18 protein-coding genes are annotated in these 19,948 nt (G+C 62.5%); 11 read left to right on the top strand and 7 right to left on the bottom strand.

The window, feature by feature from the left end:
- Nucleotides 1–40: 40 nt before the first annotated feature.
- Complete coding sequence (locus JQ575_RS14720; protein ID WP_249166653.1) at nucleotides 41–841, bottom strand: helix-turn-helix transcriptional regulator; 801 nt, start codon at nucleotides 839–841, stop codon at nucleotides 41–43.
- Between the two features lie 127 nt (nucleotides 842–968).
- Here JQ575_RS14720 and JQ575_RS14715 point away from each other — a divergent pair, with 127 nt between their 5' ends.
- A complete protein-coding gene (locus tag JQ575_RS14715) occupies nucleotides 969–2,147 on the top strand; it encodes an MFS transporter (protein WP_212033936.1) in 1,179 nt (392 codons plus the stop codon).
- A gap of 37 nt (nucleotides 2,148–2,184) precedes the next feature.
- Here the strand turns inward: JQ575_RS14715 and JQ575_RS14710 are convergent, their stop codons facing one another.
- Nucleotides 2,185–3,804 carry a GMC family oxidoreductase gene (locus tag JQ575_RS14710; protein ID WP_212033935.1) on the bottom strand — a complete coding sequence of 540 codons (1,620 nt, stop codon included), beginning with the start codon at nucleotides 3,802–3,804 and terminating at the stop codon, nucleotides 2,185–2,187.
- A 222-nt stretch (nucleotides 3,805–4,026) separates the two neighbouring features.
- Here JQ575_RS14710 and JQ575_RS14705 point away from each other — a divergent pair, with 222 nt between their 5' ends.
- From JQ575_RS14705 to JQ575_RS14695, 3 genes are all read left to right on the top strand, one after another.
- Nucleotides 4,027–4,776, top strand: a complete 750-nt coding sequence (locus JQ575_RS14705; protein ID WP_249166659.1) for a transporter substrate-binding domain-containing protein — start codon at nucleotides 4,027–4,029, stop codon at nucleotides 4,774–4,776.
- Between the two features lie 599 nt (nucleotides 4,777–5,375).
- A complete protein-coding gene (locus tag JQ575_RS14700; protein ID WP_212033931.1) occupies nucleotides 5,376–6,188 on the top strand; it encodes a formate/nitrite transporter family protein in 813 nt (270 codons plus the stop codon).
- A gap of 64 nt (nucleotides 6,189–6,252) precedes the next feature.
- Entirely contained in the window at nucleotides 6,253–7,992 is a 1,740-nt protein-coding gene (locus JQ575_RS14695; RefSeq protein WP_212033929.1) for a bifunctional protein-serine/threonine kinase/phosphatase, read from the top strand.
- A 187-nt stretch (nucleotides 7,993–8,179) separates the two neighbouring features.
- On the opposite strand, the gene JQ575_RS14690 is transcribed toward JQ575_RS14695, so the two are convergent.
- Nucleotides 8,180–8,974 carry an extracellular solute-binding protein gene (locus JQ575_RS14690; RefSeq protein ID WP_212033927.1) on the bottom strand — a complete coding sequence of 265 codons (795 nt, stop codon included), beginning with the start codon at nucleotides 8,972–8,974 and terminating at the stop codon, nucleotides 8,180–8,182.
- Nucleotides 8,975–9,269: 295 nt separating this feature from the next.
- Between JQ575_RS14690 and JQ575_RS14685 the strand changes: the two genes are divergently transcribed.
- Nucleotides 9,270–10,007, top strand: a complete 738-nt coding sequence (locus JQ575_RS14685; protein WP_212033926.1) for a cupin domain-containing protein — start codon at nucleotides 9,270–9,272, stop codon at nucleotides 10,005–10,007.
- Nucleotides 10,008–10,222: 215 nt separating this feature from the next.
- Here the strand turns inward: JQ575_RS14685 and JQ575_RS14680 are convergent, their stop codons facing one another.
- A complete protein-coding gene (locus JQ575_RS14680; protein ID WP_283842615.1) occupies nucleotides 10,223–11,479 on the bottom strand; it encodes a M20/M25/M40 family metallo-hydrolase in 1,257 nt (418 codons plus the stop codon).
- A 195-nt stretch (nucleotides 11,480–11,674) separates the two neighbouring features.
- On the opposite strand from JQ575_RS14680, the gene JQ575_RS14675 reads away from it, so the two are divergent.
- Entirely contained in the window at nucleotides 11,675–12,052 is a 378-nt protein-coding gene (locus JQ575_RS14675) for a nuclear transport factor 2 family protein (protein ID WP_212033924.1), read from the top strand.
- A 251-nt stretch (nucleotides 12,053–12,303) separates the two neighbouring features.
- The gene (locus JQ575_RS14670) at nucleotides 12,304–12,462 is read left to right on the top strand and encodes a hypothetical protein (protein ID WP_212033922.1); all 159 of its coding nucleotides are present in this window, start codon (nucleotides 12,304–12,306) and stop codon (nucleotides 12,460–12,462) included.
- Nucleotides 12,463–12,680: 218 nt separating this feature from the next.
- On the opposite strand, the gene JQ575_RS14665 is transcribed toward JQ575_RS14670, so the two are convergent.
- Nucleotides 12,681–14,261 (bottom strand): L,D-transpeptidase, encoded by a 1,581-nt coding sequence (locus JQ575_RS14665; protein WP_212033920.1) that lies wholly within the window; start codon nucleotides 14,259–14,261, stop codon nucleotides 12,681–12,683.
- A 456-nt stretch (nucleotides 14,262–14,717) separates the two neighbouring features.
- On the opposite strand from JQ575_RS14665, the gene JQ575_RS14660 reads away from it, so the two are divergent.
- A complete protein-coding gene (locus tag JQ575_RS14660; protein ID WP_212033919.1) occupies nucleotides 14,718–15,647 on the top strand; it encodes a helix-turn-helix transcriptional regulator in 930 nt (309 codons plus the stop codon).
- A gap of 812 nt (nucleotides 15,648–16,459) precedes the next feature.
- Here JQ575_RS14660 and JQ575_RS14655 read toward each other — a convergent pair.
- On the bottom strand, nucleotides 16,460–17,683 hold the full coding sequence (locus JQ575_RS14655) for a polyhydroxyalkanoate depolymerase (protein WP_212034004.1): 1,224 nt from the start codon (nucleotides 17,681–17,683) through the stop codon (nucleotides 16,460–16,462).
- Between the two features lie 193 nt (nucleotides 17,684–17,876).
- Between JQ575_RS14655 and JQ575_RS14650 the strand changes: the two genes are divergently transcribed.
- A complete protein-coding gene (locus JQ575_RS14650) occupies nucleotides 17,877–18,530 on the top strand; it encodes a glutathione S-transferase family protein (protein ID WP_212033917.1) in 654 nt (217 codons plus the stop codon).
- Between the two features lie 264 nt (nucleotides 18,531–18,794).
- The gene (locus JQ575_RS14645; RefSeq protein WP_212033915.1) at nucleotides 18,795–18,932 is read left to right on the top strand and encodes a hypothetical protein; all 138 of its coding nucleotides are present in this window, start codon (nucleotides 18,795–18,797) and stop codon (nucleotides 18,930–18,932) included.
- A 237-nt stretch (nucleotides 18,933–19,169) separates the two neighbouring features.
- On the opposite strand, the gene JQ575_RS14640 is transcribed toward JQ575_RS14645, so the two are convergent.
- A complete protein-coding gene (locus JQ575_RS14640; protein WP_212033914.1) occupies nucleotides 19,170–19,388 on the bottom strand; it encodes a hypothetical protein in 219 nt (72 codons plus the stop codon).
- A 184-nt stretch (nucleotides 19,389–19,572) separates the two neighbouring features.
- Between JQ575_RS14640 and JQ575_RS14635 the strand changes: the two genes are divergently transcribed.
- Nucleotides 19,573–19,923: a hypothetical protein gene (locus tag JQ575_RS14635; protein WP_409364788.1), complete on the top strand. Its 351-nt coding sequence runs from the start codon at nucleotides 19,573–19,575 to the stop codon at nucleotides 19,921–19,923.
- Nucleotides 19,924–19,948: the final 25 nt, after the last annotated feature.

Here is a 19,948-nt window from a genome sequence, read left to right as displayed (position 1 = left end):
GATCGTACGGAAATATGTCAGGCTTCGACGAAGGTACAATTCAGGCCTTCTCCGCAAATTCGGTCGGCGTCTTGCCGGTGACCTGCCGGAAGGCGTGCGAAAACGCCGGCACGCTGGCATAGCCGAGGTCGGAAGCCAGCTGTTTGACCGAGACATTGGCGTCGGTGGACAGTTTTTCGATCGCGGCCGCGACGCGGGCGCGCTGGCACCAGCTCTTGAAGCTGAGTTGCGTCTCGGCGGAAAACAGCCGCGACAGTGTCCGCGCCGAGGTGCCGACCTCGCGCGCCAGCGTTTCGATCTCATGGGCGCCGGTCGGATCCGACAGCACGATGTCGGCGGCGCGCCGGCAGCGCGGCTCGTGCGGCAGCGGGATGAAGGTCGCGGAATCTTCGGCCTGGTGCAGCTCCAGCATGGCGAGTTTGACCAAAAGGCCGGTGCGCTCGGCCGTGGTGTGCTCGTCGAACAGCGCCAGAATTGCCTGATGCAACAGCGGCGACACCCGCACCACGAACTCTGAGCCGAGGCTCTCGCTGCGGTCCTCGCGGGCCAGCCAGTCGAGGTCGAAATACAGGGTACGCATTTCGATGTCGGCGAGCACGTCGATGGCATGCGCCAGCCGCGCCGGCACCCAGACCGCGCGGTCGGGCGGCACCAGCCAGCGGCCCTTCGGGGTGGTCACCTGCATGGTGCCCCGGGCGGCGTAAACCAGCTGGGCCTCGCGGTGCATGTGGGTGTCGATCCGGAAGCCCTTCTTGTAGTTGTTGGCGATCATATGGATGCCGTCGCCGGTCGAGATGCGGCGCCCGATAATGGCGGCGATTGGCTTTTCGGCGATATTCATTGGCGACATCCCGTCAGGACAACTCCCTATAACCTATTTTGGAAAGTTGCGGGATTCGGGCCCAGGCCTCTGACCGGGACCCGCCCGCCAAGAAACGCCCAACAAGTGCCAATGACTGGACCAGACCATGAACAGCCCCAGCCGGGTGATCAGCTTCGTCAACGCCGCCCATTTCATCGACCATTACGCGATGCTGATCTTCGCCGCCGCGGTCATCATCATGGGGCCGGCGTTCGGCATGGCCTATTCGGAGCTGTTGCCTTACGCCACCCCGGGCTTCGTGGCCTTCGGCGCGGGATCGCTGATCACCGGCTGGCTCGGCGACCGCTGGAGCCGCCGCCACATGATGGTGATCTTCTTTGCCGGCATCGGCGCCTCGATGATAGCGGTCGGCTTCGTGCGGACCCCGCTGGAGCTCGGGGCGGTGCTGCTCTCGATCGGACTATTCGCCTCGATCTATCACCCCGTCGGCACCGCCATGATCGTATCCTATGCCGACAAGCTCGGCCGCGAGATGGGGCTGAACGGGGTCTGGGGCAATCTTGGCGTGGCGTCGTCGGCGCTGGTCACCGGCGTGATCGGGCAATATCTCGGCTGGCGCTGGGCCTTCATCGTGCCGGGGGTCGTCACCATGCTGATCGGCGTGGCCTTCGCCATGCTGGTCGTGCACGAGGATCGAACCGGCTCCAGGCAGGCGGCGGCGCAGGCGCGCATCGCCAAAGAGGACATGTGGCGGGTGATCCTGGCGCTGCTGATCGTCGTGATCGCGATCTCGACCACATTCAACGCCGTCACCGTGGCGCTGCCAAAGCTGTTCGCGGAGCGGCTGGCCGACTTGACCGCGAGCCCGGCGCTGCTCGGCGTGATCGCCGCCGGCGTCTATGTGTTCGGCGCGATGACGCAATACACCATCGGCAAGCTGATCGATCACTACTCGCTCAAGACCGTGATGTTGCCGCTGTCGTTCCTGTTGGCGCCGTTCCTGTATCTCGCGGCGACGCTGTCGAATCTGCCGCTGATCATAGCCTCGATCGGCATCGTGATGGGCGCGTTCGGCCAGGTTACGGTCAACGACGCCATGGTCGGCAAATACACGACAGATGAATGGCGCTCGCGCGCTTACTCCGTGCGTTACTTCATCGGCTTCACGGCGGCGGGCGCTTCCGTTGGCCTCGTGGCGTGGCTGTACGAGAAGGGCGGCTTCGTCACCATGCTGCAGGCGTTCGGCGCGCTGTGCCTGCTGGTGATCGTCGCCGCCATCATCCTGCCGCAGGAAATCAAGGTGCCGGCGGCGCGGACGAATTGATCGCAGTCGAGCTTTCGCTTCTGTCAGCTCGCCAGCGTCAGTTGGCCAGTGCCTTGCCGATGATATCGGAGCTCTTCTCGGCGACCATGATCGTCGCCGGGTGAATGTTCGGCGAGGGCATCGCCGGCATGACGGACGCGTCGACGACCCGCAGGCTATCGATGCCGCGAACGCGCAAGCTGCTATCGACGACGGCGCCGTCATCCTCGCCCATCCGACAGGTGCCGCAGGGATGATAGACGGTCGAGCCGACGTTCCTGATATAATCGGCGGCCTGTTCGTCGTTGGTGACATCAGGACCAGGCCTGATCTGTTCGACCACCAGCGACCGGAACGGCTCGGTCGCGACGATTTGCCGGGCAATGCGCAAGCCGGCCAGCATGATGCGCATATCATCAGGGTCGGTCATATAGTTGGCGCGGATGCGCGGCGGCGTGCGGCCCTCCGCGTCGCGCAACGCGATTTCACCGCGGCTCTTCGGCCGGCAGACGCTGAAGATGAAGGTAAAGCCCGGCCAGCGATGCAGGCCGTTCTTGAACCCGTCAGTCGAGAAATTGAGGCACTGATACTGGATGTCAGGCACCGGCTCGGAGGGGTCTGATTTCGCAAACAGCGTCGCTTCGGTCGCGCCGACCGAGAGCTGTCCGGATCCCCTGAGCAGCCATTCGAGCGCGAGTTTGACCGACTTGGCCGGGCTCATCACGGCTTCGTTCAAGGTATCCGTCGCGGTGGTCTTGAAGGTGAAGTTCGACTGATAATGGTCCTGCAGATTCTTGCCGACGCCGGGCAGGTCGCATTTCACCTCAACGCCGAGCTTTGCCAGTTCCGCGGCCGGGCCGATGCCGGAGGCGAGCAACAGCACCGGAGAATTGATCGCGCCGCTTGAGACGATGAGCTCGCGCCGCGCGCCGATGCGCTGGATCTGGCCGTCGCGTTCGACCTCCACGCCGATGGCGCGGCGTCCTTCGAACAGGATGCGGCGGACGCGGGTCTTCGTCATCAGTTCGAGATTTTTGCGGGCAAGGTTCGGCTTTAGATATCCGACCGCCGTCGAGCGGCGCCAGCCATTGTGGACGTTGAGCGGCGCAAAGCCGACGCCGTCAATACGCTCGCCGTTGAAATCAGGGTTGCGCTGGTATTGCAGGCGCTCGCAGGCCTCGACGAAGGCCTTCGCCGCGGTCGAAGGGCGTTTGATGTTCGACACCGTCATCGGGCCGCCGGTGCCGCGCCATTCGTTGGCGCCGTCAACGCTGTGCTCCATCCGTTTGAAATAGGGCAGCACGTCATTGTAGCTCCAGCCACGCGCGCCGAGGCGCTGCCATTCGTCATAGTCGCTGGGCGCGCCGCGCAGGAAGACGAGGCCGTTGATGGAGCCGGAGCCGCCCAAAACCTTGCCGCGCGGCCAGATCACGGTTCGGCCGCCCAGACCCGGTTCGGGTTCGGTTTCGTAGCCCCAGTTCATCTTCGGGTTCGGGACCAGTTTGCCGAAACCCATCGGAATGTGAATCCAGGGATTGCGATCGCGTCCGCCGGCCTCGATGACGCAAAGCGACACTTTTGGATTTTCCGTCAGTCGCGCCGACAGCACGCAGCCGGCCGAGCCGCCGCCTACCACGACGACATCGAATTCCGCATCGAAACCGGATTTACCCGTCAAGACGTTTCGCTCCCGATCTGCTTTTGCTGCAGACGATAGTGGCCTGCAGATGGTCTGGATAGGGCTTTGCGTCATATGCGGCGTGCGTGGCGGATCGCTGTACGCCCGATCGTCCCTGAGCTAAAAGCAAACTTCCGGAACTGACCGGGCGAAGACCCGGCGTGGAGGAAAGCTATGTCCCATCAATTGCCGCGACTTGCCGGCCTCGTCCTTGGAGCCATGATGATAGCCATGCCGGCACATGCAGATGCCCTGAAAGATGAAATCGCGCCGACCGGCAAGCTGCGGGTGGCGATTGCGATCAGCCCGGCGGGCGGCGCGTTCTGGTCGACCAAAACCGAATCCGGCTACGCCGGTGTCCCGGTCGATCTCGGCAAGGCGATGGCGGCGCAACTCGGCGTTCCCGTCGAATATGTCGTGCACCAGAATTCCGGCCAGATCGTTGACGCCGCGTCGAAGGGCACCTGGGACGTCACCTTCCTGCCGAAGGATCCGGAACGTGAGGGCAAGATGTCGTTCGGGCCGATCTATGAGGTCGCGGACGCCACCTACATCGTCAAGCCAGGCTCGACGGTGACTGACTTTGCGACCCTCGATCAACCCGGCGTCAAGATCGCCGCCGTCAACAACACCACGACCATGCGCGGCGCGATGGCGCATCTGAAGAATGCCAAGGTCACCGGCTATCAGACCTTTGACGAAATCGCCGGCCTGCTTGCGAAGGGAGAAATCGATGCCTTCGCGTTGTCGCGCGAGACGCTCAATGCCATGGCCAAAAAGATTCCGGGTACGCGCGTGCTCGACGAAACCTTCAAGCAGACCGTGACCGCGGTCGCGGTGCCGCTCAATCATCCTTTGTCGCACGCGTTTGCGGTCAAGTTCCTGACCGAGTCGATCTCGAACGGCACGCTGCGCAAGGCCTATGACAATAACGGCCTGAAGGACTCGCCGATCAGAACTCAGACGAAGTGAGCCGAGTGCGATGAGTCTTCCCGTCATCCTGAGGTGCGCGCTCTTGCGCGCCTCGAAGGATGAGCAGGGCCCGTGGCCATCCTTCGAGGCTCGCTGCGCTCGCACCTCAGGATGACGGACGCGCCAAATCGAACTAGCTTCGCCTGCTTCGGCGACCTGCGCTACATCTGTGCAACTGCACAATTACAAGGCATGAGGCCAATGCCCCCGGATGCGATCCGTGGCGATTAATCCTGTAAAATCACGGGGTTTTTGCCACTTCCGCGCCTGCGCCCTGTTGGCACATCGATTGCTTAATTAAATCTCAGTCAATGACGACTGCCGTCCTACGGATTGCCAAAGCCAGTGTTGGCCAAGGCGCAGGGATCAGGCCACCTCCATGAGGCGCCTGGAGCAGTCATCGGGACCACTCCACAAACATCTCTGTCTCAGATCAAGCGTGAGCGTGTGACCCGCGGCGCCAAGCAGAAGCGTTTTGCTTCTGCTGATGGTGTTGGTTGCGGCATGCGCGCGCGAGGACGGCTCGCCACACCTCACATCGGCGCGGGCCATATGGCTGCCGGCGCCAGTTAGATTTTTGCGAAACAGGGGGAACTGCAATGGCCTATCTCGTGCCTTCGGAATTCGTGACCAAGATGGTCGATGCCGGAGAATCCAAGATCTTCATGTCGACGCGCGACACCGTGATTCGCGCCTATATGGCCGGCGCCATCCTGACGCTGGCGGCGTGGTTCGCCGTCACGATGGGCGTCCAAACCGGCCAGCCGATCATCGGGGCGATCCTGTTTCCGGTCGGCTTCTGCATGCTCTATCTGTTCGGCTTCGACCTTTTGACCGGCGTGTTCGTGCTGTGTCCACTGGCGCTGATCGACAAGCGTCCGGGCGTGACGCTCGGCGGCGTGCTGCGCAACTGGGGTCTGGTGTTCATCGGCAATTTCGGCGGTGCTTTCACCGTCGCGGTGATGGCGGCGATCGTCTGCACCTTCGGATTCTCCACGCCGCCCGACAAGGTCGGCGTCGCGCTCGGCCATATCGGCGAGGGCCGCACCGTGGGCTACGCGGCGCACGGCATCAACGGCATGCTGACGCTGTTTGTTCGCGGCATGCTCTGCAACTGGATGGTATCGGCCGGCGTCGTCGGCGCGATGATCTCGACGACGGTCAGCGGCAAGGTGATCGCGATGTGGATGCCGATCATGCTGTTCTTTGCGATGACCTTCGAGCATTCGATCGTGAACATGTTCCTGTTTCCCGCCGGCCTGCTGCTCGGCGGAAAGTTCACGATCGTGGACTACCTGGTCTGGAACGAGATCCCGACCGTGGTCGGAAATCTCGTCGGCGGCCTCGCCTTCACCGGCCTGACGCTCTACACGACACACGTGAAGACCGCGCCGAAGCGCGCGGTGGGTTGACCGTATTGGTCTTCGGGGTCTCAACTCTTCCAAGGGTTGAGACCATTATCCTTTGACGGGACAGATGCCGCGTGAACTGAAAATATCGGTCGGGCAATATTCTGACAAAGGTCGCAAGGAGACCAATCAGGATTTTCACGGCGTCCTGATTCCGGCCGAGCCGCTATTGAGCCTCAAGGGCATCGCCATCGTGCTGGCGGACGGCATCTCGAGCAGCAATGTCAGCCGCATCGCAGCCGAGTCCGCCGTCAAGGGTTTTTTGACCGACTATTACTGCACCTCGGAATCCTGGTCGGTGCGAACCTCTGCCCAGCGCGTGCTGGAGGCGACCAATTCCTGGCTGCATTCGCAAACGCGGAGAAGCCAGTATTCCTACGAGCGGGACCGCGGCTACGTCTGTACGCTGAGCGCGATCGTCCTCAAGTCGACCACGGCGCATCTGTTTCACGTCGGCGATTCCAGGATCTATCGCGTGTCCGGCAACTCGCTGGAGCAGCTCACCAACGACCATCGCGTCATCATTTCGTCGGAACAGTCCTATCTCGGCCGCGCGCTCGGGGTGAATCCGCAGATCGAAATCGACTATTTGATGTCCCGGGTCGAGAAGGGCGACACCTTCGTGCTGGTGACCGACGGCATCTACGAACATGTCGGCGATCGCCATATCGCCAGAACGGTCCGGGATAACGCCGCCGATCTCGACCAGGCGGCTAAAGCCGTCGCCGAATTGGCCTTCGAACTCGGCAGCAAGGACAATCTCACCATCCAGATCGTGCGCGTCGATGAGCTGCCCGAAAGCGCCGCCAGCGAAGTGTTCGGGCAGCCGAGAGAACTGCCGCTGCCGCCGCTATTGGAAGCGCGGCAGGTTTTCGATGGCTACCGGATCGTCAGGGAATTGCACGGCTCCAGCCGCAGCCACATTTACCTCGCCGTCGACATCGAGAGCGAGGATGTCGTCACCCTGAAGATTCCGTCGATCGACCTGCGCGACGACCCGGAATATCTGAAGCGGTTCATGATGGAAGAATGGGTGGCGCGGCGGATCGACAGCCCGCACGTGCTGAAGCCGTGCCTGCCGTCACGCAAGCGCAGCTTCCTCTATGTCGCGACCGAGTACATCGACGGCCAGACGCTGACGCAATGGATGATCGACAATCCCCGGCCGACGCTGGAGACGGTGCGCGGCATCGTCGAGCAGATCGCCAAGGGCCTGCGCGCCTTTCACCGCACGGAGATGCTGCATCAGGACCTGCGGCCGGACAATATCATGATCGACAGGACCGGAACGGTGAAGATCATCGATTTCGGCTCGACCAAGATCACCGGCGTCATCGAGGCCGCTCCATCCGGCAACCGCAACGATATTCTCGGCACCGCGCAATACACCGCGCCGGAATATTTTCTGGGCGAGCCGGTCTCGTCACGCTCCGACCTGTTCTCGCTCGGGGTCATCACCTATCACATGCTGACGGGAAAGCTGCCCTATGGCGCGGCAGCGGCGAAAGCCCGAACCCGCTCGCAGTTCAACAGGCTGATCTACAATCCGGCCTCGCACCGCGACCGCGAAGTGCCGGTGTGGGTCGACGGCACGCTGGAGCGCGCGGTGCATCCGAACCCTTACAAGCGATACGACAGCCTGTCGGAATTCCTGCACGATTTGCGTCATCCCAACGCCAATTATCTCGGTACCTCATCGACGCCGCTGATCGAGCGCAACCCGCTGCTGTTCTGGAAGAGCACGACCATCGTGCTGGCGCTGGCGATCATCGTGCTGCTGGCGATGCAGCACGGGATGCATCGGTGAATAGCGTGACTTCAGAGAATAGGTGCCAGCGTTCAGCTTACCTCGCCCCGCTTGCGGGGAGAGGTCGGATTGCGAAGCAATCCGGGTGAGGGGGTACCGGTCTATCAATTGGCATTTGCGCTAGCGGATAGAGCCCCTCACCCCAACCCTCTCCCCGCAAGAGCGGGGCGAGGGAGTAACAAGTGGGCTAATTCCCCGCCCCCACGATCGGATCCATCCCGCTCTTGACGATCTCCGGCCGGGCCGCGGGCGAAGCGAGGAATTTGATCAGCGCCTTGCCGGCGTCGGGCTCCTTCGAGACGCTGGCAATCGCGGCGGAGAACACCGTGATCTTCTGCAATTCGTCGGGCAGGGGACCGACGATGTCGATGCCTTCGACCGGCCGCAGCTCGCTGATCTGCTGGAAGCCGATCTCGGCGTCGCCGTGCGCGACGATTTCGCCGACCGGGGTCGCCGGAATTTTTCGCGCCTTGTCCTTCATGGCGTCCTTGATGCCGAGCTTGTCGAACATCTCGGTCGAGACATAGACGCCGCTGGCGCTGTCGGAATAGGCGATGGTCTTCGCGGCCAGCAGCGCGCGCTTGACCGCGTCCGCATTGCTGATGTCCGGCTTCGGCGCGCCTGACTTCACCGCAACCCCGATCGGCGATTTGACCAGGTCGATCTTGCTTTCCGCAATCACCTTGCCCTGCCTGGCGAGATCGTCGATCGCATAGCCGACCATGATCAGGACGTCTGCGGCCTCGCCGCGCTCCAGCCGCACCGGGATCGCATTCGCCGTCGTGCCCATCGACGGACCGTAGGCGGTCAGCACCTTGTGGCCGGTGGCACGCTCGAATTCAGGGACCAGCGCCTTGTAGGCGGCCGCCAATCCGCCGGAGATCATGACGCGCACCTCGGCGGCAGAGGCTGCGCCTGAAAACGCGAAGGCGGCAACGAAGCCGAGTGCGATGCTGCGGAAAATAGTTGAATTCAGCCGCATGGTTATTCCTCCCGGGGCGCTTCTTGAGCGGACGTCCTTGCCAGGGATGTTAGCGCGCAAAGAGCGAAGCGGCTACCTCAAATGGCCGCCCCGTCATTGCGAGCGAAGCGAAGCAATCCATGCTTCGTCTTGCCGAGCCATGGATTGCTTCGCTGCGCTCGCAATGACGCCGGAGGGCCCAAACAGCACACCCTCACTGGTTGCACGTTACGCCTAAGGTCTAGTTCCACGGGCCTGCCTGCTTCGGCACAACTGGCACCGACGACAACGAAAACCAAACGGGCGGAGGACACAGATGAGCAGGCTCTCGTGGCGCTGGTGGACACGAAACAAGGACAAATCCGTAAGCGAGAGGACGCCCCCGTCCGAAGAATTTGCAGGCGGGGACCGGCGCCAGTTGCTCCAGGCGCTTTCCGCCATCGCCGGCAGCGGCGCTCTGGCCGCGCTCTCGCAACCCGCTAGAGCCAAGGATTCGAGCGACCTGCCGCCGCCCAAGCGGGCGCTGACCGGCCGCAATGAGGCCGGCAAGTCGGTGTTCAAGTCCGTTGACGTCACGTCCAAGGTCGTGGAGATCGATAGCAATCCGGGGCTGACATTCTACGAACTCTACATGACCGAGGGCGTGCCGCAGCTCACCGGCCTCGAGCCGGACCCGATGCTCAAGGGCACAATAGGCTTTCCCGGCCCGGGCGGCACGATGTTCCGCCTGATCTCGTATCCGCCGAGGCGGCCCGAAGGCTACAAGCCGCCGGCCGGCGTCACGTTCGAAAGCGGGCTGAAGGAATTGTCCGACAAGCTCCCCGGCATGGGTGACGTTTTCGACCGCAGCGCGCCGGGCATGCATACGTCCGATACCATCGACTACGGCGTCGTGGTTCGCGGCGAGATGACGCTGGAACTGGACGACGGCCAGAAGGTCCATCTGCGCCAGGGCGATTGCATCGTGCAGAACGGCACAAGGCATCGCTGGCGCAACCCGCTATCGGAGCCCTGTCTGATGGCCTTCGTCTCGATCGGCGGCAAGCGCGGCTAGCACTTGCGCTGTTGGCGGCGCGACTGCCTTCGCAGCTCAGGACACCGTATTAGCCCGGAATCCACAACAGAACGGTTCTGCGCTATCAAACTGCCAGGCAGGATTTCATACTTAAAAATTTTAACGAAGGCCGCTGACATCACTCAGCGGCCTTTTAATTTTGGAACTCGTGACAACGAGGCAGGTTCCAGCGGCGCAGCCACCGCTGCACCGCATTATTTCACCTTGTCCTGCGACACATCCATGATCATGCGCGCCGACAGATAAAGCCGCGGCACGATGGTCTCGAGCTTGACGTATTCGGCGTCGTTGGAGTGGGCGCCAAAGCTGCTGAGACCAAAACCCTCGATGACGGGGGCCTTGGTCTTCAGCGCCGCGAACGCGGCGTCGGTGCCGCCGCCGGTGGCAACCTCCAGCACCTTCAACGGCAACCCCAGTTCTTCGTAGATCGCGGTGCCGTGGGCGGCCAGGCGGCGCGAGGCGGGGGTTGCTTCGAGCGGCGGGCGGCGCATCTCGAACCGCAGCTGGACCTTGGCGTCGGGGATCCGCTGGGTCTTGATGCGTTGCTGCAGCGTGGCCTCGAGCTCGGCGAAGTCAGACACCTTCAGCGCCCTTGCGTCGCCTTGCGCGGTGGCCTGCGCCGGGATCACGTTGCGGTTGGTGCCGGACTGCGAGACCGTCCAGTTCAGGGACAGGCCCTGTTCGCGCCGCGACAGGTCGCTCAATTGCAGCATCTGGTGCGACAGCTCGTACAGCGCGTTGACGCCCTTTTCCGGCGCCGCGCCGGCGTGCGAGGCCTTGCCGTCCACCGTCAGGTACGCCGCACCGATGCCGCTGGTGGCCAGGCGCAAATTGCCGTCCATTCCGCCGCCCTCATAGGAGAACACCGCGTCGTGCTCGCCCGCCATGCGGGTGATGGTGCTGCGCGAGCCCGGTGAGCTGATCTCCTCGTCGCCGTTGATCAGCACGGTCAGCATGCCGTAATCCGTAAACTTCAGTTTTTGCAGCATCGCCACCGCGTGCAGGATCAGCGCGATGCCCTGCTTGTCGTCGCCGACGGCGAGGCCATAGGCGCGGTCGCCGTCGATGCGGAAGGGTTGGTCCTTCAGCATGCCTTTCAGATAGACGGTGTCCATGTGGGCGATCAGCATGATCTTCCTGGTTCCCGTGCCCTTGAACTCCGCATGCACCATGGAACCCGGCTTCGGCGGCGTGTCTTCCATCCGGTAGATGTCGGTAGGCTCGATGATCGCAACCTTGCCGCCGAGTTTGGTCAGGCGTTCGGCGATCAACGCCGCCAGCTGCGCCAGGCCTTCGGCATCCTTGCTGCCGGACTCGATGTTGACGAGGTCGCGCAGCGTGTCGAGCAGCGGGGCCTTTTCCTGCTGCGCCAGCTCGTGGATGCTGGCCACCGGCGCGGCCGGTGCGGGCAGGGGCGACAAGGCCAGGGTGCAGGCGGCGATACAGGCCAGCGGGAAACGCAGAGGGAACCGGAGGGGACGCGGCGAGCCTTTCGAATGATCTGACCATATTGATTGTTCGTAGGGTGGCTCTACCCACCTACGGTCCTTGCTTCAAGCATTCGAGCGAGGCGTTCTGGAGTTTACAGCTAAATGAATGCGATGGTTTCGGAAAATAATAGCCGGAAGCGCTGGTAGGAGATTGCGATGGATGATCGAACCGTGCGGGCGAGACTGCAGCGCCATTGGGATGCTTCGGACGCGAGCGATTTCGAGGCCGAACATGAAATCTACCGCGAGGATGCGGTGCTTGATTATCCGCAATCGGGCGAGCGGATCCGCGGCCGGCGCAACATTCAGGAGAGCCGAACCGTCCAGCCAAACAAGAAACATTTTGCGGTGCGGCGAATGATCGGCAGCGGCGATCTCTGGATCACTGAATTCGTGCTTACCTATGACGGCATACCGTCTTACACCGTGAGCATCATGGAGTTCCGCGAAGGACTGGTGGCCCACGAAACGCAATATTTCGCCGATCGTTTTGACCCTGCAGCCTCGCGTGCGCATCTTGTTGAGCGAGTCTAGCGCGGCTGAGCCAACGGGCCGCGCGAATGCGCGCCCGATGACAGGCTCCACGATTTCAGGGTTTTCGCTGTGACGTGAGCCCGTATGGCACTTCGCTTGTTCGGGCTACTTGCTGAGGCGCTCACACCTGTGCGCTCCCATGCGCGCGTTTGGGGTCTCCGCAATCACACGGGCGAAAATCGCTGGCCGCGTCTCATTGCCATACATACTGTACGAGGGCTGCCAAACATGGCGGCGTGGAAGGGGTTCGAATGAACGCCATGACGCAAAAGATCAAAGAGCACACTTGCGCTGCCTGCAATGGAACGGGATTCCCTGCGGTGAAGCAGCCCGTGCTGGCAACTCGCAAGATCTATCCGGCGAAGTGCGAAGCCTGTGCCGGCAAGGGAAGAATTACGGACGCCGACTGAATTCAGCGAGCGGATCCCGGATGAGCCAAATGCGCGCCCGATGACAGGCTCCGCGACATCCGGGGTTTCGCGGTAACGTGATCCCGTTTGGTGCGTCGCTTAAGGCTACTTGCTGAGACCGAGGCCCTCGCGGGCGGATTGAGCCGCGCCGCTAGTCGGACATCGAGAGGCAGATCAAATCGCGCGAATGACCCTGAGCGCGCCCAGCGTGCCTTGCCCTACCACCAGTTCGTGCCCGGTTGCCAGTACTGTTGGCCGCCGCCGCGCCGGCGCGTATTGGCGGGTTGGGGCGGCTGGGGTTCCCAACTGCGCTGGAAAAACGGGTTGAAGCCGTCGCCCTGGACCGGGTCGCTCGAAGCGTAGACATCGACCGGGGGCGTCGGCTTGCGCGTGATGAAGCCGCCTTGCGGCTGGGTGCTCAGCACCGCCACGAACTCGGTGCGATAGTTGGTCTCGACGCTCAGCGGCTCGTCCGAGATGATGATCGAGGATCGCGGTACGGCGGTCGGCGCGATGCGATCGAGCACCTCCTGCGGGATGGTGATGCGGTCGAGCGCGGCCTTGGCGTTGTCGGCGTCATCGATCGTGACCGCGGTCCAGCGCAGGCCCGAACCGGTTTGCGCCACCGCGGTGAACACATGCGTGCCGATCGGCCTGTCGGAATTGCGGATCGTGACCGGAACCTCGATCGTCGCATCGAACACAATGCCGCCGCCATCAGGTGCCGGCTTATGCGTCGGGCGGCGCACGTACAGCTTTTGCGTCGCGCGGCTGATGTAGATCGAGACCGGCTCGAGCGCGAGCTTGGCCTCGCTCGCCGCCTTGGCGGTGTCGGCCTTCCTGGTCTGGGCCGCCTTGGCCGCTTCCTTGGCGGCGGCGGCGGCGTCGAGCTTCGATTTCGCGTCGGCCTTGGCGGTCTCGAGCTGGGTCCCGAGGTCCGCGGCCCTGGCGGCGGCCTTTTGCTTGAGGTCCTCGGCCTTCGCTTTGGCCTCGTCTGTCTTGGCACCGGCGACCGCCTTCTCGGCGGAGGCAAGCTCGCCATCGGTGCGGGCCTTCAGTCCCTGCAGCTTGCGCAGCGACGCCGTCAGCGACGCGGTCTCGCGCGTCGTCGTCGCGATGGCTTTCTTCGCCTCGTCGGCCGCCTTGGCAGCCTCGGCCGCCTCGCGGGGCAGCGCTTCGGCCTTGGCCGGCGCGGCCGCGATGGCTTCGCGGTTCGGCGAGAACAGCACCGGATGGGAGAATTCCATCGGCTCGGCGTCGTTGGGTGAGATGATCACCCGCATCCCGATCCGCGTCTTGTCGAACATCTTGTCGGCAAAGCCGAACGGCATCCGCACGCAGCCGTGCGAGGCCGCATAGCCGGGCAGCGGCCCGCCATGAAGCGCGATGCCGTTCCAGGTGATGCGCTGCATGTTCGGCATCTCGGCATCGTCATACATGTTCGAGCGGTGTTCCCTGTTCTTCTCGAGGATGGCGAAGACGCCGGCGGGCGTCTCGCGTCCCTTGGTGCCTGTCGACACCGGTGCGCGCAGGATCCAGCCGTCGGCGTCGTAGAAAGTGACCTGCTGGCTCTTGATCGACACGATCGCCATCAGCGGCTCGCCGGCATCGCGCGGCGCCGTCGCCTCGGTGGCGGGCTTCGGGCGCGCCTGTTTCGGCGCGGCGTCGGCGGCCAGTCCCGTCAAGGCTGTCAGTGCGGCCACTGCCGCGAATGTCACAATGGCAGGAACACCCCGGGCAGGAACACCCCGACGCCGCATCGCCACGGAGGATCGCGCCGTCGCCAATCGAATTGCCATTCCTTGCCCCGGTTCAAATGTCTGTCCGCGCGTGCGTCGATCAGATGTCAGATTCATGAATTTTGGATCAACCAATCGCCACCACTATCGACGCCGCGAATTCGGCCCGTTCCGGGGGCGATTCACTTTTATACGACAGCCTGCGCAGGAGAAAGAGCGGCCCGCGGCTTGGATTGTAACGATCCGGATACATCGGTGCGACAAAACAACCCGGACGGGCGGATCACCAACAGTCTCTCGCTCTAATCACGGCCGGTCCTGAGGTGGATAAGCTTCCCGTCATGGAGTCCAGGTTCCGAAATTCGCTCGAAGCGAACCGTGGAATCCACGGTACCTTGAAATCGCAGGGTAAACGGTCCTGTCATCGGCCGCGCTGGACGGCCCCTCGCTGATCTACGATAATGCGGGACGGCGCAGCAATGATGCTGATCCGCCGGTCCGCGTTGGTAGACGCATATGACACAGAGCGGTTTTCACGGTCAGGCGTTCAAGGACCTGTTGCACCTTCAGGATACACCGTCGTCGCTGATCACGCGGTCCATGCGCGGTGTCGAGGTCACAGCCACCGAAACGCGGGATGACAATCCCGTGCCCGGCCTTTGCGGCGCCATCGCACCCGAGGATGCCTATCTCGTTAGCCTGAAACTTCGCGATTATCCCGACTGCGAATACTGGGAGCACGGCAAGTGCGTGGGCAAGCCCAATATCCGGGCAGGCACGACATATCTGTACGACATGAAGTGCGATCCGCGCTTTGTGATCGAAAAGCCGTTCCACTCCGTTCATTTCTATGTTCCGGCCTTGGCGCTCAACGGCGTCGCGGAGCGGTTCGGCGCGCGGCGTGTCGGCCAGCTCGACTGTCAGTTCGGTACCGGCTTTGACGACAACGCTGTGCATCACATCGGCGCAGCGCTCCTGCAGGGATTGCGCCGGCCATCCGAAGCGAACCAGCTTTTCGTCGATCACATGATGCTGGCGCTCACGGCGCATGTCGCTCAGACCTATGGCGGACTGCACAATGCCGAACCGGTGAGCAGCGGCCTTGCGCCGTGGCAAGTGAAGCGGGCCTGCGAAAGGCTTGCATCGGACCTCAGCGGAAAACTTACGCTGCAGGAAATCGCGGCTGAGTTGGATCTCTCGGTTAGCCATTTTTCTCGAGCGTTTCGGACGTCCGTCGGCCTGCCGCCACATCAGTGGCTCCTTCGCCAGCGCATCAACGCCGCCAAGCAGTTGATGACCGTCCGTGGCCTGTTGCTTGCGGAGATCGCAATATCGGCCGGCTTTGCCAATCAAAGCCACTTTACGCGGGTATTTTCGGCGCTGGTCGGCGTCAGCCCGGCCGTGTGGCGCCGCGAAGCACAGGGTGCGGCGGAAAGCGAGACGTGAACTGGGACGATGGCTGTCGCACTTGAATGTTGCCGCCCACCGATGCCCTGCGAACTGCGTCGCCTCGTGCGCAAGAGCATTGTGAGCGCGGCGGGTGCGGCAAAACAACCCGTCGGGCAAATCAGTTCTGATTTACGGAAATCGTGTCAAGCCCCGAAATAAAAAATATTTCGCTTTTACAGAACGGCAAATCAGGTGCACGTATATCGCATCCCGTCCCACTCAGAAGGGCGTCGGCCGTCGTCACGGACGTTGGACGGGTTGCGGTGGACGCTGATGTCGCGAAGACGTAACGCGACAAAAGCGTACGGCAAAACCGTGTGGTCCTGGCGCCCGTTGCTGGCGTCAAGCTGTCGGATAGGCGTGAGCTGAACCGGCAGCGACGGAGTCAACCAAGAACTCGTCTCCGGGGAGATCACGGCATAAGCCGTAAAGCCACTGCGCAGGGAAGGCCGGGTGTTCTCCGCTGCCCTGTATGCTCGTGTGCAGCTTTTTTAGTGCAAATCGCACACGGGACCGCGGGTGCAGCGCGCACCCGGTCTTCCCTGCGCCCTCTCATTTTGGGGGCGGGAAGTTTCCAGCAAAGCTCGGGCGCAATGCGTCGCGAGAAGGCGAAACTGTATCTTGTCGTCCCGGCGAAGGCTCAGATGCGCAATTGCGCATCGGGGGACCCATACGCCACGGCTCTCGTTGTTGAAAAAGGAAGATAACGACTGCGTACAAAAGCAATTATCGCTGGTGGTCATGGGTTCCTGCGTTCGCAGGGACGACGAGAAAGTTTGCGCAATCGCGCCAAGCGAAAGCGCATCCCCTCACGAATTCACATGAACAAAATCCCGCAGCAGCGGATAAATCTCGTTGTTCCAGCGTTTGCCGGAGAACACGCCGTAATGGCCGACGCCGGCCTGCATGTGATGGACGCGGCGATAGGCGCGCACGCCGGTGCAGAGGTCCTGGGCGGCCAGGGTCTGGCCGATCGAGCAGATGTCGTCCTTTTCACCTTCGACCGTCATCAGGCCCATGCGCTTGATCGCGGCCGGGTTCACCGGCTTGCCACGATGCATCAGCTTGCCCAGCGGCAGCAGATGCTCCTGAAAAACGTCGCGCACGGTCTCGATGTAAAATTCCGCCGGCAGGTCCATCACGGCGAAATATTCGTCGTAGAAGGTCTTGATGACTTTCGCCTTCTCCTTCTCGCCCTTGGCCAGATGCTGGGCAAGATCGATGTGCTGCTTGATGTGACGCTCGAGGTTCATCGAGACGAACGCGGTGAGCTGCACGAAGCCCGGATAGACCTGGCGGAACGCGCCCTTGCATTGAACGGGCACGTAGTTGATCAAATTTTCCTCGAACCATTTGATCGGCTTGCTGTTGGCGAAATCATTGACCTTGGTCGGCTGGATGCGGGTGTCGATCGGCCCCGCCATCAGCGTCAGCGTCGCAGGCCGCGCCGGGTGATTTTGCTCCGACATCACGGCGGCCGCCGCCAGCGCCGAGACCGAGGGCTGGCAGATCGCCACCATGTGCGAGCGCGGGCCCATCTTGTCGAGGAAGGTGATGAGGTGGTCGGTATAATCCTCGAGGCCGAAGCGGCCGGCATTGAGCGGGATCTCGCGCGGATTATGCCAGTCGGTAATGTAGACGTCGTGGTCCTGAAGCAGGGTCTTCACGGTGCCGCGCAGCAGGGTCGCGAAATGGCCGGACATCGGCGCCACCAAAAGCAGTTTGGGTTGCTCCGGCGCGTGCTCCTTCTTGAACCGCAGCAGCGATCCGAATGGCGTGGCAAAGGCGACTTCCTCGGTCACCTCCAATTCCTGATTGCCGACCATGACCTTGTCGATACCGTAGGCCGGGCGGGTGTAGGTCAGCGAGGTGCGCGAGATCAGTTCGAGCGCTGCGGCCAGCCGCCCGAACGCCTTGTCGGACACGCCTTGCGGCACGAGGTTGAGATATTTCAGCGCCGCTCCGGCCCCGGTCCGCCACGGCGCCGTGAGGTCCATATGGTTCTGATAAGCTTGGTACATCAATGACATCATACGCATCCGCCCTTGCCCGATGATGCCATGCAATATCGAAGCCAAAGCGGAGCGAACCGCCCGAAAAACTGGCACGTGGCTTGCTGCGGAACGTGACCGGCGCATGTGACCGGCGTAAGCTATCGGCGGCGGCGCGCTGGCGCGGCCGGCCACTTAGCCTTGCAGTAGACGTTCAGGCGTGAGGGAAGGCCCTATGGCGAATACGACACTGACCATCAGCAGCAAGAACTATTCGTCCTGGTCGCTGCGCGGCTGGCTGCTCGCGAAATTCTCAGGTCTTCCCTTCGAAGAGGTCGTGACCGCACCTGATGACGCGTCGGCGCGGGCGGAAATCCTGCTGCTGTCGTCGTCGATCCTGGTGCCGTGCCTGCGGCACGAGGGCGCCACCGTCTGGGACACGCTGGCGATCGCCGAATACCTCAACGAGGTGATGCCCAACGCCGGTCTGCTGCCGGCGGACCGCGTGCAGCGGGCGCATTGCCGCTCGATCTGCGGTGAAATCCATTCCGGTTTCACCACGCTGCGGGCCTCGCTGCCGGTCAATCTCAAGGGCCATTTCCCGAACTTCAAGATCTGGTCGCGCGCACAGTCCGACATCGACCGGGTCTGCACCATCTGGCGCGAGTGCCTGGCCCAGTCCGGCGGACCGTTCCTGTTCGGCGAGCGCACCATGGCGGACGCGATGTATGCGCCGGTCGTCACCCGCTTCATGACCTATGACGTCAAGCTCGACCCGAAGCTAGCTGCCTACGCAAAAACCATCATGGCGATGCCCGAGATGGTCGAGTGGATCGAAGCTGCCAAGGCCGAGCCCGCCGACATCGAGGAGCTCGAGGTCGAATATTAGGCAGCGCACCCGGCGCTGTGCCCGTTTGACGGGCTTTCAGCGGTGACCGTCGTGATCGCTGCAGCGCAACGCGACTGGCGCGGATTTCGCATGGCAGCTTGCAGCTGTGAACGCGACGATGCGGCGCTGCCTGAAAATCTGGACGCCTTGCGTGGTCGCGATCGCGAAGAACCGTGGAGGCTTCGATGAATCACACCGCAATCGTGCGCAACGACTTCCGCTATCGCGACCTCGGCATTACGCCGACCCCCTGGAGGTGATGCCATGTCATCCCCGGAGGAATTAACCTTTGTCGTTGGCCGCTGGTTGCGGCCGATCGTGGCGGTGCTGCATGTGGTGCGCCGCATCACGTTCCAGCCGATATCTAGCCGTGAACAGGCGAGTACATCCGCCAAGCAGTGATTCGGGCGCGATTCGTTCCGTCCGCGTTCCGAAACTTAAAGCCGCTCCGGATGACGCGCGATATCGTCGCATTCTGGAACAATGCGCCGCGCGTCCGGCTGCGCCTGCAAGCCGCGCAGAGCGTTTTCCAGCGAAGTGGACACCGGTTCGCGCGAAGAAAACGCGTCAAAACAAGAATCTAGAGCTCCGTTCCGATTCCATCGGAACGGAAAAGGCTCTAGCCTCGGAAAATGCCGGTCAAACTTGACTGCTCACCCGCGGCAGCCGCCAGCCGACCACGGTCGCCTCGAGGGCGCCGCCGGTCCGCTCATTGCGCCATTGCCCCTCGATCCAGCGGCAGGCGAATGGTAACTGATACGTGCCGCTGTGATCCTCGCAAAGCACCTCCACCGGCCGGTCCGGCGGCGGTTCCCCGTTGCCATCGAACTGTGCCAGCCGCTTCTCGCGCGTTGCCATAGGTTCAATCTCCACTGCCGGGGCGTGCAAACCTTGCGTTTGGGTTCCCCGGCGAAAGTCCATCCACACCAATAAAGCGGAAGCTCACCGCCTGAATGCGGTATCAGTGTGGTATCGCTGCAGCCAGCGGCCTGATACGAGCAAATTGATGTGATTGACCGAATGAAGTTTGAGTGAGGATTGGATGATCGCCCGGATTGCAAGAACCGCCGCCGCCGTTGCAGCGCTGCTGATGCCCTGCGCGGCTTACGCGCAGGATGTTCCCGGCATCGAAATCTGCACCGTCGAAAAAACCATGGAGCGGCGCACCTCCTGCCTGCAGAGCAATGTCGACTTCCTGCAAAAGACCATCAACAAGATCACGCAGGACAATCAGCAGAAGCTCGATGCCGCCAACCGGCAGATCGAGGCGCTGAAGGGAACGGTGATCGCACTGCAGAAGTTCGTGGACGATCTGCAGAAGAAGACGGCGGAGGAATTGAAAAAGAAGGCCGACGCGCCGGCGGCCAAGGATGCGGCGCCTGCGGCGAAATAATTGCCGCCGTTGCGGGATAATGCCC

This window comes from Bradyrhizobium sp. JYMT SZCCT0428, assembly GCF_018131075.1.
GTDB lineage: Bacteria > Pseudomonadota > Alphaproteobacteria > Rhizobiales > Xanthobacteraceae > Bradyrhizobium.
The sequence above is the reverse complement of the archived record's forward strand: the minus strand, read 5'-3'. Positions and strand labels throughout refer to the sequence as shown.